Here is a 14,443-nt window from a genome sequence, read left to right as displayed (position 1 = left end):
TGATAATTGAAAATTAAGTTAGAATTTGAAGGTGATCCTGGCCATGGCGTTCGTGCCGGCTTGGGTGAAATAACCGTCATCCTTTTTACGTGTGCCGTTTTCGATATACGAGTATACCCATGCGTTGGTCTCGTACTTCTCGTTGAAGAGGTTGTTGATAGTCACGTCTAGGGTTATTTCTTTCATGAACTTAGGCTGGAAGGCGTAACCGATACGTAGGCTATTGATAAAGTAGGGATCGATGGAACGATCCTTGCTGCTTGAATTGTCTATGTATTGGCGGCCTACTATTTGTGAGTTGAAACTTGCGATAAACCCTTTGTAAACGAAATCGAACATGCTGTTCGCTATTAGATTGGGTGAGAAAGCTATATTCGTTGTGCCTAGATCATTGATCTCTTGTCCTCCGGTATCCCAATTATCCACGTATTCCACGAAATGCTTGATTTTATTTTGGCTGAGGGTTACGTTCGCGCTCCAATTTAGCCAAGAGGTGATTTGTACACCTCCGGTAAGCTCGATACCCATTCGGTAACTATCCTTTATATTGGAAGTGAGGGCCTCGCCGATCTCGCTGATCTTGCCGGTCAGGATCAATTGGTTGTTGTAATCCATGAAATAGAGATTGGCTCCAAACCGGAAACGGTCGTTACCAAAACTATAACCGGCCTCGTAATCATATAAGGTCTCGTGGGTAGGACGTTCCTCGGGGCCTGCCTCCGTGAAATTGTCACGGTTCGGTTCCCGGTTAGCGACGGAGAAAGAGACGAAGGCGTTATGGCCATTGTTATGGAAGTTTATTCCGGCTTTCGGGTTGAAGAAGTTCCAGTTCTTACGAATGTCCAGTCCTTCCCCGGCTTTGTCATCGTTTCCCTTAATGGTGTAATGGATCCCACGGTATTGTAAGTCCAGATAGCCGGTGAAAAGAGGGGAAAGACGTTGAGTCAATTTAGCGTATGCGTTGTAGTCTAATTTCTTACCGGTATTGCGATAATATTCGTAATCCGGTTGTGGCAAGACGTTTGCGCTTTTGGTCCACATTACCCGGCCAAAATGATCGCCTACATAGTTGTTGACGGCGGTTCCCAGCGTAAGGCGGGTATTGTCACGTTGATAGTTCGCGCTATAAACGGCCCCATAGAAATAATTGTCGAGCCATTTACGGCGCACAAGGTCCGTCTTTTTTACGGTATTACCCTCCGGATCGATATATTCCGGTAGTTTATAACTGCTGAATTTGGCTTTCGATTTATAATCCTCGTAATATCCATTTCCGTCGGTGTAATGAAGGGTCAGGTTCATATTCCAGAAATCTCCGATACGCTGGCTGGCCATTAAATGGTAGTTGTGTTGCCAATAATTATCCGTCTGATTGTTATAAAACTTCTTCACTCCATCTTCCTCATATTCTCCGCATGGATTATAGCTACGATCTGTGTCAAGTAAATAAGACGGAACACCGTTCCATGCTTGATAGGTCTTCTCGCTGTTCCCGAAGGCTTGGAATTTAATCAATGTATTATCGGCATAGAAAGCGGCGGAGGCATAGTAAGAACTCATACGGGCGGAGGCACGATCGATAAAGCCGTCGCTACGGATATTGGAGTAGCGGGCGTCGAAAGCGAAATGATCGTAAAGTAATCCAGTGCCGCCTTTTACCGTATGTTTCAGCGTACCGAAAGAACCTGCTGATACGGAATATTCGCCGTAAGGCTTTAAGGACGGTTTCTCGGTCTGCATGGCGACCGTAGCGCCAAAAGCCGCAGCTCCGTTCGTAGAGGTTCCGGCGCCTCGTTGGATCTGGATCGATTCTACCGAGGAAGCTATATCGGCCATATTAGCCCAGAATACGGTATGAGACTCGGAGTCATTAACCGGTACGCCATTGATCGTGATATTGATACGGTTCGCATCTGTACCCCGGATACGAAAACCGGAGTAACCGATACCCGTTCCGGCATCCGAGGTCATGATAACAGACGGGGATTGGGAGATAAGGAATGGGATACCTTGCCCGTTGTTCCGGCTGCTTAGTTCTTGTTTGGAGATGTCGCTATAAGCTACCGGGGTCTCTTTCCCGACTTTGGTAGCGGTAATAACCACTTCATCTAAAGATACGTCTTTTGAGATTTTCAAGGAGTCGACCGGACTAGGCATTTGTGCCTTGGCGGTTGTAGCCAGCAAGGAGCCGGCCAAGATAACCAATACATTTTTCATCTTTTCATCTTTTTGCTTTAAAACTAAATAGATGAATAGAAAGGATCGGAGAAGCATGAATCCCTACGACAGCATTACCTGTACAGGTTCTATGGGTATGATCTCAGCCCGCTCCTTTCGTGAAGGATTCCGCGAGCACCCCTTCGTATTCGGCAGCAAAGATAGGCATAAAAATGTTAATAAATATTACTATCAATAGTAAATCGGATTTCTATAGATATTAATTCTGATTACTATCGATCGTAATCCGGTTTGTGTCGTATTAATTTTTTCTGCAAAAAGATGAGGATATTTTGAGAACTCATTGATTTTTTGTATATTTGCGGGCGATTAAGTGAAGTTGAGGAGGGGGCGGGTAGTCCCCTTCTTTTGTTCTTAACAGATATGTGTATGATAGAAAAGAAAGTGGTAAGCCAATTAGTAGAGGAAAAACTAGCCTCTTCAAGCAATTATTTAGTAGACGTAGTGATTAAACCGGGGAACCTGATAGTCGTTGAAATTGATAACGATGAAGCGGTAAGCATTGATGATTGCGCTGAGTTGAGCCGGTATTTGGAGGAGCATCTGGATCGTGACGTCGAGGACTATGAGCTGGAGGTTGGCTCCGCCGGCATTACTTCTCCTTTTAAGGTACTTCGCCAATACGTCAAGAACATCGGAAACGAGGTGGAGATGCTGTTGAAAAACGGCTCGAAGCTGACAGGTGTGTTGAAATCTGCCGACGAGAACGGTGTGGTTGTCTCTGTCGAGAAGAAGGTGAAACCGGAGGGCGCTAAGCGGAAGGTAACCGTGATAGAGGATGAGTCGTATACATTTGATGAAATAAAATATACAAAATACTTAATAAGATTCAAGTAAGATTATGGCCAAGAAAGAGGAAACAATCAGTATGATTGACACCCTTGCGGAGTTCAAGGAGTTGAAGAATATCGATAAAGATACGATGATTAGCGTTTTGGAAGATTCGTTCCGTAACGTGATCGCCAAGATGTTTGGCACGGATGAGAACTATGACGTGATTATCAATCCTGAGAAAGGTGATTTCGAGATCTGGAGAAACCGTACGGTTGTGGCTGATGATGAATTGGAGGATGAGAACTTGCAGCTTACGTTGACGGAGGCCCGTAAAATCGACGCCGACTGTGAGGTGGGCGAGGAAGTGACCGACGAGGTGCATTTCGCGGACTTCGGACGTCGTGCGATCTTAAACTTGCGCCAGACTTTGGCTTCAAAGATACTTGAATTGCAGAAAGACAGCTTGTACGCTAAGTATAAGGATAAAATCGGCCACATCATCGCCGCTGAGGTTTATCAGGTGTGGAAGAAAGAAATCCTGTTGCTGGATGACGATGGTAATGAGTTGCTACTGCCGAAATCCGAGCAAATCCCGACCGATTTCTATCGTAAGGGAGAGACCGTACGTGCGATCGTTCAACGTGTGGATAACTATAATAACAACCCGAAGATCCTTCTTTCCCGTACGGATAAGGTCTTCTTGCAGCGGTTGTTTGAGTTGGAGGTTCCGGAGATTAATGACGGCTTGATTACGATCAAGGCGATCGCCCGTATCCCGGGAGAGCGTGCCAAAGTGGCTGTCGAGTCATACGATGACCGTATTGACCCGGTGGGTGCTTGCGTAGGTATGAAAGGCTCTCGTATTCACGGAATCGTTCGCGAGTTGAGAAACGAGAACATTGATGTGATTAATTACACCTCAAATCTCTCTTTGTTTATCCAGCGTGCTTTAAGCCCGGCTAAGATCTCTTCTATCCGTGTAAATGAGGAAGAAAAGAAAGCTGAGGTTTATCTACGTCCTGAGGAGGTCTCTTTAGCGATCGGTAAGGGCGGTCTGAATATTAAGTTGGCTTGTATGTTGACTGAGTATACGATTGACGTATTCCGTGATATCGAAGGAGCGGACGAGGAGGATATCTACTTGGATGAGTTCTCCGACGAGATCGACAGCTGGGTGATCGACGCACTGAAGAATATAGGATGCTATACGGCGAAGAGCGTCCTTGCTATGAACCGCAATGAGATTATTGAACGTGCCGATCTGGAAGAGCAGACCGTGGACGATCTTTTAGCTATCTTATCCGCGGAATTTGAAGATGAAGGTAACGAATAAGTATTACGACAAAGTTAGATATGCCTATAAAATTAATTCAAGTACAGAGAAAATTGAACGTGGGAATCAACACGGTGGTTGAGTTCCTGCACCGGAATGGGTTCTCGGTTGAGGATAATCCCAACACGAGGATCAGTGATGAACAGTATGCTTTGCTCGTAAAAGAGTTTGGAAAGGATCTGCCTGAGAAAGATCGTAATTTTGCGGCGGATCGTGCGCAGAAAGAGGCTCCTTCTGTGAAAGAAGAGAAGACTGCGGAAATAAAGACAGTGATACCGGAAGAATTCAGGCCTAAGATCGTAATGAAGGGTCATATCGATTTGGATGGTGGACAACATAAAAAACAGCAGGAAGAGCCGAAGGCTAAAGAGGAGCCGAAGGTGAAAGAAGAGCCTAAGGTAAAGGAAGAGCCGAAAGTGAAGGAAGCGCCTGCCGCTCCCGCTGCTCAAGCTCCTGTTAAACCCGCGCAGCCTGCGCAGGCTCCCACGGAGAAAAAAGAAGAAAAAGTTATAGTAGTGGAAGTGGAAAAAGAAAAAACCGTAGAGAAGCAACCGGTTGTTGCGGAACCTAAGGTGGAAAGTGTGAAACCGGAACAGGAAGTAGAGAAGACCGAGGAAAAAGACGATAATCTTTTCCGTTTGAACTCGGTTAAATTGGAATCAAAGATCAAGGTAACCGGTAAGATTGACTTGGATGCGCTTAACCAATCGACTCGTCCGAAGAAGAAAACGAAGGAGGAGAAGCGGAAAGAGCGTGATGAGAAGCAAAAGTTTAATAACAATCGGCCGGGTAATAATAGCAACGGTCCGGGCGCTCCTCATAAGAGTCCGAATTCGCCTACTTTGATTAAACCGAACGCTCCTGCTAAACCGGGTGAGGAAGGTGACGCTAAGAAGAAGCGTAAACGTATCAAGAAAGATCGAGTAGACGTGAATAATACGCCGGGTACGAATTATCTGCGCCCGAATCGTGACGATCGTCCGAATAACGACCGTAAGCCTCGCTTGAAGAAGCCGGTGAAAGCGGAAGTTAGCGAAGAGGATGTTCAAAAGCAGATCAAGGAGACTTTGGCTCGCTTGACCAACAAGAATAATAAGAATAATAAGGGGGCTAAATACCGTCGTGATAAACGTGACGCCGCTGTGAAACGTGAGCACGAGTTGATGGAACAGGAAGAACTGGAAAGCAAGGTATTGAAGCTGACCGAGTTCGTTACGGCCAACGACTTGGCGAACATGATGGACGTATCTGTAACGGAGGTTATCGGTACTTGCATGAGCATCGGCCTTATGGTTTCGATCAATCAGCGCCTGGATGCGGAGACGATCAATATCGTGGCTGAGGAGTTCGGTTATAAGACTGAATATGTAAGCGCGGATGTTGTCGAGGCGATCAACGCTGATGAGGAAGATGATAACGAGGAGGATTGGGTAGCCCGTCCGCCTATCGTAACGGTGATGGGACACGTTGACCATGGTAAGACTTCTTTATTGGATAATATCCGTAGCGCGAACGTAATCGCTGGTGAGGCTGGTGGTATCACGCAGCATATCGGAGCCTACAACGTGAAGTTGCAGAATGGCCGCCGTATCACGTTCTTGGATACTCCGGGTCATGAGGCGTTTACCGCTATGCGTGCCCGTGGCGCGAAGGTGACGGATATCGCGATTATTATCGTGGCCGCTGATGATAACGTGATGCCTCAGACGATTGAGGCGATTAATCACGCTTCGGCTGCCGGTGTTCCTATTGTTTTCGCTATTAATAAAATCGATAAGCCACATGCTAATCCTGAGAAGATCAAGGAGGAGTTGGCGAATATGAATTACTTGGTGGAAGACTGGGGGGGTAAGTACCAGAGTCAAGAGATCTCCGCTAAGAAAGGTATCGGTGTCGAGGAGTTGTTGGAGAAGGTACTGTTGGAGGCCGACCTGTTGGATTTGAAAGCGAATCCGAAAAAACGTGCGGTTGGTTCTATCATCGAGTCTTCTTTGGACAAGGGACGTGGCTATGTATCTACCATATTGGTGGAGAACGGTACGTTGAAGATGGGAGATATCGTTTTGGCGGGAACTCATCAAGGACGTATCAAAGCGATGTTCAACGAGCGTAATCAACGGGTGGAGAAGGCTGGTCCTTCCGAGCCGGTATTGATCCTCGGTTTGAACGGTGCTCCTCAGGCCGGTGATACATTTAATGTATTGGAGACTGAGCAAGAGGCGCGTGAGATCGCTAACCGTCGTGAGCAATTGCAGCGTGAGTTAGGTCTTCGTACGCAGAAGATGCTTACCTTGGATGATATCGGACGTCGTATCGCCGTGGGTAACTTCCAAGAGTTGAACGTGATCGTGAAGGGTGACGTGGATGGCTCCGTAGAGGCTTTGTCCGACTCCTTGATCCGTTTGTCTACCGAGGAGATTCAGGTGAATGTAATTCATAAGGCGGTTGGTCAGATTTCCGAGTCGGATGTGGTTTTGGCAGCGGCTTCGAACGCTATCATTATCGGATTCCAAGTTCGTCCGTCTTTGCAAGCACGTAGAAACGCCGAGAAGGAAGGTGTAGAGATCCGTTTGTACTCTATCATCTACGATGCGATCGAGGAGGTGAAGAGCGCTATGGAAGGCATGCTTTCTCCGGAGATCAAGGAGGAGATTACCGCTTATGTGGAAGTTCAGCAGGTATTCAAGATCACCAAGGTCGGTACGGTTGCCGGATGTATGGTTAAGGAAGGCAAGATCAAGCGTACGAACAAGATCCGCTTGATACGTGACGGTATCGTGATTTATGCCGGCGAGCTAGGCTCTTTGAAACGTTTCAAGGACGATGCGAAAGAGGTCGTGGCTGGCTTGGATTGCGGTTTGAATATTACGAACTTCAACGATATCCAAGTGGGCGATATGATCGAGGCTTACGAAGAGACAGAAATTAAGAAGACGTTATAACGATGAACTGGTTGGACATTACATTGCTATGTCTGGCAGGGATAGGATTTGTGAAAGGCCTGTTTGATGGAATCATCAAACAGGTTGTTTCGCTTATAGCCCTAGTGATCGCGATCTTTTTCTGCGGAAAAGCGGCGGCTTGGCTGAAAGGATATATCTTGGCGTTGGGTTGGTTTCCGGAAGAAGGGGTTACGATCTTGAGTTATATAGCGGGTTTTATCTTGATTATGGGGGTATTTATCCTAGCGGGTGAACTGGTTACCAAGGTGGTAGGGGCGACACCGTTGAGCGTTATCAACCATTTGTTTGGTGGTTTTTTCGGGTTGCTGGTCGTTTTGGTCTTTACCAGTTTGCTGTTGAACGCGCTGGAGTTCGTGGATCGTGGATCGGTCTTGATTCATCGCCAATCAAAGATAGAATCTCGTTTTTATTATAGCGTGAAGCAAATAGTACCAACAATTTTCCCACATAATTTGTTTTCATTAGGAGAATGAAGGGCTTTTATCAATGGTTAATTTTTAATTATGCAGGATTCAAATCATATAATTAATGAGGTAACGAGCGGAGATTATAAATACGGCTTCGTTACCGATATTGATACGGAGGTGATCCATCGTGGATTAGACGAGGAGACGGTCCGTATTATCTCTGCCAAGAAGAACGAGCCGGAATGGTTACTCGAGTTCCGTTTGAAGGCTTTTCGCCATTGGCAGACGTTGGAGATGCCTACATGGCCTCACTTGAATATCCCGCCGATCGATTATCAGGACATTATCTATTATGCCGCCCCTAAGAAAAAAGAGGGACCAAAGAGCTTGGATGAGGTAGATCCTGAGTTGTTGAAAACATTCGATAAACTGGGTATTCCTTTGGAAGAACAGAAGCATTTAAGCGGAATGGCGGTAGACGCCGTGATGGATAGTGTTTCCGTGAAGACTACTTTCAAGGAGAATCTCGCGGAGAAGGGGATTATTTTCTGTTCGTTCAGCGAGGCTGTACAACATCATCCGGACTTGGTGCAGAAGTATTTGGGCAGCGTGGTTGGTTATCGTGATAATTTCTTCGCCGCCTTGAATTCGGCCGTGTTCTCGGACGGTTCGTTTGTTTATATACCGAAGGGCGTACGTTGCCCGATGGAGCTGAGTACGTATTTCCGTATCAATGCCGCTAATACCGGACAGTTCGAGCGTACCTTGATTGTCGCTGACGATGAGGCGTATGTAAGTTATCTGGAAGGATGTACGGCGCCGATGCGTGACGAGAACCAATTGCATGCCGCTATCGTGGAGATCGTGGCGAACGAGCGTGCTGAGGTGAAGTATTCTACCGTACAGAACTGGTATCCGGGTGATAAGGAAGGTAAAGGCGGTATCTATAACTTCGTGACGAAACGAGGTTTGTGCAAAGGTGAGGGTAGCAAGATCTCTTGGACGCAAGTAGAGACCGGTTCGGCGATCACTTGGAAATATCCGAGCTGTATCTTGGCGGGTGATAACTCGGTAGGTGAGTTTTACTCGGTTGCCGTGACCAATAATTACCAACAGGCCGATACGGGTACGAAGATGATCCATCTGGGTAAGAATACGAAAAGTACGATCGTATCCAAGGGTATCTCTGCCGGTCATAGCCAGAATAGCTATCGGGGATTGGTAAAGGTGTCCGCCCGTGCGGAAGGCGCCCGTAACCATAGCCAATGCGATAGTTTGTTACTAAGCTCTACTTGTGGAGCTCATACGTTCCCTTACGCTGATATTCAGAATGAGACGGCGATCGTGGAGCATGAGGCTACGACGAGTAAGATCAGCGAGGAGCAATTGTTCTACTGCCAGCAACGGGGTATCTCGGTAGAAGAGGCTGTCGGTTTGATCGTGAATGGATATGCCCGTGAGGTAATGAATAAGTTACCGATGGAGTTCGCCGTCGAGGCTCAGAAATTACTAACGATCTCGCTGGAAGGCAGCGTAGGATAGAATAATTTTCAATTTTCAACTTTCAATTTTCAATTAGAAAAGATGTTAGAGGTTAAGAATTTACATGCCAACGTAAATGGCAAAGAGATATTGAAAGGTATCAACCTGTCGGTGAAAGCGGGTGAGGTACATGCTATCATGGGACCGAACGGTTCCGGAAAAAGTACGTTAAGTAGTGTATTGGTAGGTAATCCCGCTTTTGAGGTAACGAAAGGAGAGGTTATCTTCAACGGTAAGAATCTGCTGGATCTTTCTCCCGAGGATCGTAGCCGTGAGGGTATTTTCTTGAGCTTCCAATATCCGGTCGAGATCCCGGGAGTTAGTATGGTGAACTTTATGCGTGCGGCGTTGAACGAGCACCGTAAATATAACGGTCTAGAACCGGTTTCGGCTACGGACTTCTTGAAATTGATGCGTGAGAAGCGTGCGATCGTCGAGCTGGATAATAAACTAGCCAGCCGTAGCGTGAACGAAGGTTTCTCCGGTGGAGAGAAAAAGCGGAACGAGATCTTCCAAATGGCGATGTTAGAGCCGAAATTGGCGATCTTGGATGAGACGGATAGTGGTTTGGATATCGATGCCTTGCGTATCGTAGCGCATGGCGTGAACCAGTTGAGGACTCCGGAGAATGCCGCTATCGTAATCACGCACTATCAGCGTCTGCTGGATTACATCAAGCCGGATGTGGTTCATGTGCTTTACAAAGGCCGTATCGTGAAGACCGCCGGTCCGGAATTGGCCTTGGAACTGGAAGAGAAAGGTTACGACTGGATCAAGAAAGAGATGGGAGATGAGTAATATGAAGGCCGAGCAACAATATATCGATCTTTTCGCCCAATGTGAGGATCTGGTATGTCGTCATAGTACGCCGGTGATGAATGCCCTTAGGGCTGATGCCTTGGCGAACTTTGAGCGACTCGGATTCCCCTCCACGAGAAGCGAGGATTATAAATATACGGATGTAGCCCAAGCGTTCGCTCCGGATTACGGTTTGAATATCAACCGGGTCGCTATCCCGGTGAATCCTTATGACGTGTTCCGTTGTGACGTGCCGAACCTGAGCACATCGTTATACTTTGTCGTGAACGATACGTTTTACGATAAGGACTTACCGAAAGCGCATTTGCCGGAAGGCGTGTATGCTGGAGGGTTGAAGGCTTTTACGGAGCAATATCCGGAGATCGCTTCCAAGTATTACGGAAAGGCGGCGCCGAGTAGCAAGGATGGTATTATCGCGTTGAATACGATGTTAGCCCAAGATGGTTTCGTGGTGTATGTACCGAAAAATGTCGTAGTTGAGCGTCCTATCCAATTAGTGAATATATTCCGTAATGATGTGGATACGATGGCGAACCGTCGTGTTCTGGTGATTATGGAACCTCATTCGGAAGCGAAGCTATTGGTTTGCGATCATAGTATCGACGACGTGAAATTCTTGGCGACTCAAGTGGTTGAGATTTTTGCGGAGGAAGGTGCTCGCTTTGATTATTATGATTTGGAAGAAAGCAGCGAGTCTACGACCCGTTTCTCTTCCGTACACGTAAAGCAGGCGGCCTCGACCAATGTCTTGATAAACGGTATTACGTTGACGAATGGCTTGACTCGCAACAATTATTATGTGGAACTGAATGGCGAGTATGCCGAGTCTACCTTATGCGGTATGTCCGTTCTGGACAAGGAGCAACAGATGGATACCTATAGCCATATTACCCACGCGGTCCCGAATTGTACCAGCAACGAGTTGTTCAAGAACGTACTGAATGATCATGCCGTAGGTGTCTTCAGCGGACGTATCTTGGTGAAAGAGGATGCCCAGAAGACCGCCGCTTACCAGACGAACCGTAATCTGTGCGCTACCCGTGAGGCACGTATGTATAGCAAGCCGCAACTGGAGATTTATGCGGATGATGTAAAATGCTCGCACGGTATGACGACCGGTCAGTTAGATGAGAACGCTTTGTTCTATATGCAAAGCCGCGGTATCCCGCGTGACGAGGCCCGTATGTTATTGAGCGTGGCTTTCACTTCCGACGTGATCGACCATGTACGCTTGGAGGCGTTGAAAGACCGTTTGCATAAACTGGTAGAGAAACGTTTCCGCGGTGAACTGGCTAAATGCGCCGGTTGCCGGATTTGTAAATAATCGCAAATAAGAAGAAAACAGTAATCAGACATGGATTATCCCGACGATAATGTAGGGAACCATGTCTGATTTTTTTATATCTTTGGCAGTGACAAATTAAAACCACCAACTTATGCAATTAACACACATCGCTTTGTGGACGAATCATCTGGAACGTTTACGGGATTTCTATGTAAAGTATTTCAATGGTAAGAGTAACGAGAAATATGTGAATCCAAAGAAAGGGTTCGCCTCTTATTTCGTCTCTTTCGAGAGTGGCCCCGCTTTGGAGATCATGCAACGGCAAGATATTACTGAGGCTTACGACAAGGATCATATCGGCTTGGCTCATCTGGCCTTTCATGCGGATACGAAGGAGCAAGTGGATCAAATGATCGAACGTTTCCGGATGGATGGATACACGATCGCCGGTGAGACCCGCACTTCCGGGGATGGTTACTATGAGGGTGTAATCCGAGATCCTGACGGAAATATAGTAGAGATCGTCGCTAACGGGGAGCCGGAGATACAAGTAGCTTTATTCCCTCCTTATGAGTTATTGCTGGAAGCCGATCCGGATCGGGAGAAAGTAGAGGCTTACCTAAAGGATTCGGATTGCTTTATCGCTACGGTACGAAATTCCGTTGCCGGCGTGATCGTGGTTCGCAAGGAGGAGGGTGGCAAGGCGGAGATCATGAACCTTGCCGTGGCGGATATCTTCCGTCGGCGAGGAATCGCCCGGAAACTATTACGGCATGTATCTAATAAATGGGCTCCGGCTCAAGATGTCGAGCTTTTGCGTATTTGTACCGGAACCTCAGCCGCCGGCCCGATGATGCTTTATCAACAGGAAGGCTTCGATTTGGTAGCCGTAGATCGTGATTATTTCGTGCGGAACTATGCCGAGCCTATCTGGGAGAACGGCATTCAATGCAGGCATCGATTGATTCTTGAAAAGAGATTAAAATAGTATATATGAAAAGAAAATCGGGAGGTTTAAGGCCTCCCGATTTAATTATTAGTAATCTATGAATAGGTCTTCGAATGAAAAATCATCGGGGCTAATGGCATCACATTTCCAGTACGAAGATCCCTTTCGGTGCCAAGGATAATTCGTCTCCCAATGGAATCTCCTTTCCGGTTAATATCTCTTTTCCGGAGGTTTTACCTCGCAATACTTCCGCATAGCGGGCCAACGGGAGGTTCACCTCCTTGTCGCTGCCATTCATCAAGACCAATACGCTCCGGCCATCCAGACTGCGCTCGTACACGTAGACACCTTGGTTCACCATGAAATGTTTCATCTTGCCCTTAGCGATGATATCGTTGCCCTTGCGCCATTTCAATAAAGTCCGGAGGAAATTCCATGCGTCATTTTGCACCTCGCTGCGACCGGATGCCTCGAATTGATTCACCTTGTCGCCGGGCCAACCACCGGGAACATCCAAGCGGATATATCCGTCTCCCTTCTCCTTGGTGCCATTCATCAGCAACTCCTGCCCGTAATAGAGCTGGGGAATACCGGGGATCGTCAACAAGAATGTCACCCCTTGCTTGAACGCGTACAAATCATCGACAGACTCGGGCATGGAGGGAAGAAAACGATCCGTATCATGGTTCTCCAAGAAACGCAATACGTTATAGATATCGGGATATACATAATCATAACACATATGCTCGAAGATCGTGTGCAAGCCTCCGGAATACCCAGTCTCCTCATGGAACGCCTTACTCGCGATACCCATCAAGCGGAAATCCATTACCGATTTCAACTCAGTATCCTGTCCGAAGTTCAACCGGCTGCCTTTCTGCCAATAAGCGGAACCGATCGTGTAGTTCATCCACGCCTCGCCTACGATGTTATACTCCGGATACTCGTTCATGACCTCCGTACACCAATTCCGCATCATGTCCACGTCGGCATACGGATACGTATCTTGACGGATACCATCCACGCCGCAATACTCGATCCACCAGATAGAGTTCTGGATAAGGTATTTGGCTACATGTGGGTTCTTTTGGTTCAAGTCCGGCATGCTCGGGACAAACCAGCCGTTCAGCATCGTCTCCTTATCATAATCCGAGACGTAAGGATCGAAATAAGCCTCTTTATCGTGGTTGGTCTGCACGTAGTTATCGAGATTATTAAACCAGTCGTGGCTAGGGATATCTTTCATCCAAGGATGATCGCTTCCACAATGGTTGAAGATCATATCCATTACGACACGCATGCCCCGATCGTGTGTCTTCTCGATCAAGCGGACGTAATCCTCGTTCGTGCCGAAGCGTGGGTCTACCCGATAATAATCCGTCGTGGCATATCCGTGATAAGAGCCTCCCTCCATATCATTCTCCAATACCGGGTTCAGCCAGATAGCGGTAACGCCCAGATCCTCGATATAATCCAAATGCTGTTCGATACCGGCCAAGTCGCCTCCGTGACGGGCGTTCGGGCTGTTACGGTCTACCTTATAAGCGGTACGCATCGGGATTTGATCGTTCGAGGGATCTCCGTTCGCGAAACGATCCGGCATGATGAGATAAAGCACGTCGGAAGAGTCAAACCCCTTGATCCGATCGGCGTTCGGTTTACGGGCCTTCAACTCATACGAGTAATTGAAACTCTTTTTGTCCTTCGTGAACGTGATATCAAACCTGCCGGGCTTGGCCTTTTCCACGTCCAGATAGATCAATAGGTAATTCGGGCTTTCCAACGCTACCGAGCTTTTCAACTGTACGCCGGGATATTTCACGCTAGGGAGATATCCGGCGATATCCTTACCATACACCATCAGCTGGAGTTCCGGGTTCTTCATACCGCTCCACCAGAAGGCCGGCTCGATTTTAAGGTTATCGGCTGAAAGCGTACTGGAAGCGAAAAGGGCCAGTAAAAGGCTCAAGAATAAATGTCTGTTCATGATATATGTTTATTGATTTATATGACAAGGTTGTACATACGCGAAGATAGAAGGATTCCATTGATAATAACACGTTTCCGCCCAGCGAAAAGAGAATAAAAATCACGCGAACGTTTGCGAACCCTCGTAAATTAAGACTATCTTTA

10 protein-coding genes and 1 riboswitch are annotated in these 14,443 nt (G+C 47.1%); of the genes, 8 read left to right on the top strand and 2 right to left on the bottom strand.

The annotated features are described in order from the left end of the window. Positions 1 to 18: 18 nt before the first annotated feature. Entirely contained in the window at positions 19 to 2,217 is a 2,199-nt protein-coding gene (locus tag ACESPU_RS20435; RefSeq protein WP_005867583.1) for a TonB-dependent receptor, read from the bottom strand. Between the two features lie 42 nt (positions 2,218 to 2,259). Next, a riboswitch (TPP riboswitch) is annotated at positions 2,260 to 2,370 on the bottom strand. Positions 2,371 to 2,607: 237 nt separating this feature from the next. Here ACESPU_RS20435 and rimP point away from each other — a divergent pair. From rimP to ACESPU_RS20395, 8 genes are all read left to right on the top strand, one after another. Next, entirely contained in the window at positions 2,608 to 3,075 is a 468-nt protein-coding gene (gene rimP / locus ACESPU_RS20430) for a ribosome assembly cofactor RimP (RefSeq protein WP_005867585.1), read from the top strand. 4 nt (positions 3,076 to 3,079) lie between these two features. Then, positions 3,080 to 4,345: a transcription termination factor NusA gene (gene nusA, locus ACESPU_RS20425; RefSeq protein WP_005867586.1), complete on the top strand. Its 1,266-nt coding sequence runs from the start codon at positions 3,080 to 3,082 to the stop codon at positions 4,343 to 4,345. Positions 4,346 to 4,365: 20 nt separating this feature from the next. Then, entirely contained in the window at positions 4,366 to 7,287 is a 2,922-nt protein-coding gene (gene infB / locus ACESPU_RS20420; protein WP_048927151.1) for a translation initiation factor IF-2, read from the top strand. A 2-nt stretch (positions 7,288 to 7,289) separates the two neighbouring features. Further along, positions 7,290 to 7,781: a CvpA family protein gene (locus ACESPU_RS20415; protein ID WP_005859392.1), complete on the top strand. Its 492-nt coding sequence runs from the start codon at positions 7,290 to 7,292 to the stop codon at positions 7,779 to 7,781. 30 nt (positions 7,782 to 7,811) lie between these two features. Further along, on the top strand, positions 7,812 to 9,257 hold the full coding sequence (sufB, locus tag ACESPU_RS20410; protein WP_005859390.1) for a Fe-S cluster assembly protein SufB: 1,446 nt from the start codon (positions 7,812 to 7,814) through the stop codon (positions 9,255 to 9,257). A gap of 42 nt (positions 9,258 to 9,299) precedes the next feature. Further along, entirely contained in the window at positions 9,300 to 10,055 is a 756-nt protein-coding gene (gene sufC, locus ACESPU_RS20405; protein WP_122378687.1) for a Fe-S cluster assembly ATPase SufC, read from the top strand. Then, positions 10,048 to 11,400 (top strand): Fe-S cluster assembly protein SufD, encoded by a 1,353-nt coding sequence (gene sufD, locus ACESPU_RS20400; protein WP_048927152.1) that lies wholly within the window; start codon positions 10,048 to 10,050, stop codon positions 11,398 to 11,400. The genes sufC and sufD overlap by 8 nt, the downstream gene beginning before the upstream one ends. Before the next feature lie 112 nt (positions 11,401 to 11,512). Further along, a complete protein-coding gene (locus ACESPU_RS20395) occupies positions 11,513 to 12,349 on the top strand; it encodes a GNAT family N-acetyltransferase (protein ID WP_048927153.1) in 837 nt (278 codons plus the stop codon). A gap of 100 nt (positions 12,350 to 12,449) precedes the next feature. Here the strand turns inward: ACESPU_RS20395 and ACESPU_RS20390 are convergent, their stop codons facing one another. After that, positions 12,450 to 14,297 (bottom strand): glycoside hydrolase family 13 protein, encoded by a 1,848-nt coding sequence (locus ACESPU_RS20390; RefSeq protein ID WP_048927154.1) that lies wholly within the window; start codon positions 14,295 to 14,297, stop codon positions 12,450 to 12,452. Positions 14,298 to 14,443: the final 146 nt, after the last annotated feature.

It is taken from the genome of Parabacteroides sp. 20_3, from assembly GCF_964238835.1.
GTDB lineage: Bacteria > Bacteroidota > Bacteroidia > Bacteroidales > Tannerellaceae > Parabacteroides > Parabacteroides distasonis.
The sequence above is the reverse complement of the archived record's forward strand: the minus strand, read 5'-3'. Positions and strand labels throughout refer to the sequence as shown.

Excerpts from the sequence above, each read along its gene's own strand:
- sufC (WP_122378687.1), top strand. The coding sequence starts at position 9,300 with ATGTTAGAGGTTAAGAATTTACATGCCAACGTAAATGGCAAAGAGATA.
- ACESPU_RS20415 (WP_005859392.1), top strand. The coding sequence starts at position 7,290 with ATGAACTGGTTGGACATTACATTGCTATGTCTGGCAGGGATAGGATTT.
- sufB (WP_005859390.1), top strand. The coding sequence starts at position 7,812 with ATGCAGGATTCAAATCATATAATTAATGAGGTAACGAGCGGAGATTAT.
- ACESPU_RS20395 (WP_048927153.1), top strand. The coding sequence starts at position 11,513 with ATGCAATTAACACACATCGCTTTGTGGACGAATCATCTGGAACGTTTA.
- ACESPU_RS20435 (WP_005867583.1), bottom strand. The coding sequence starts at position 2,217 with ATGAAAAATGTATTGGTTATCTTGGCCGGCTCCTTGCTGGCTACAACC.
- sufD (WP_048927152.1), top strand. The coding sequence starts at position 10,048 with ATGAGTAATATGAAGGCCGAGCAACAATATATCGATCTTTTCGCCCAA.
- rimP (WP_005867585.1), top strand. The coding sequence starts at position 2,608 with ATGATAGAAAAGAAAGTGGTAAGCCAATTAGTAGAGGAAAAACTAGCC.
- infB (WP_048927151.1), top strand. The coding sequence starts at position 4,366 with ATGCCTATAAAATTAATTCAAGTACAGAGAAAATTGAACGTGGGAATC.
- ACESPU_RS20390 (WP_048927154.1), bottom strand. The coding sequence starts at position 14,297 with ATGAACAGACATTTATTCTTGAGCCTTTTACTGGCCCTTTTCGCTTCC.
- nusA (WP_005867586.1), top strand. The coding sequence starts at position 3,080 with ATGGCCAAGAAAGAGGAAACAATCAGTATGATTGACACCCTTGCGGAG.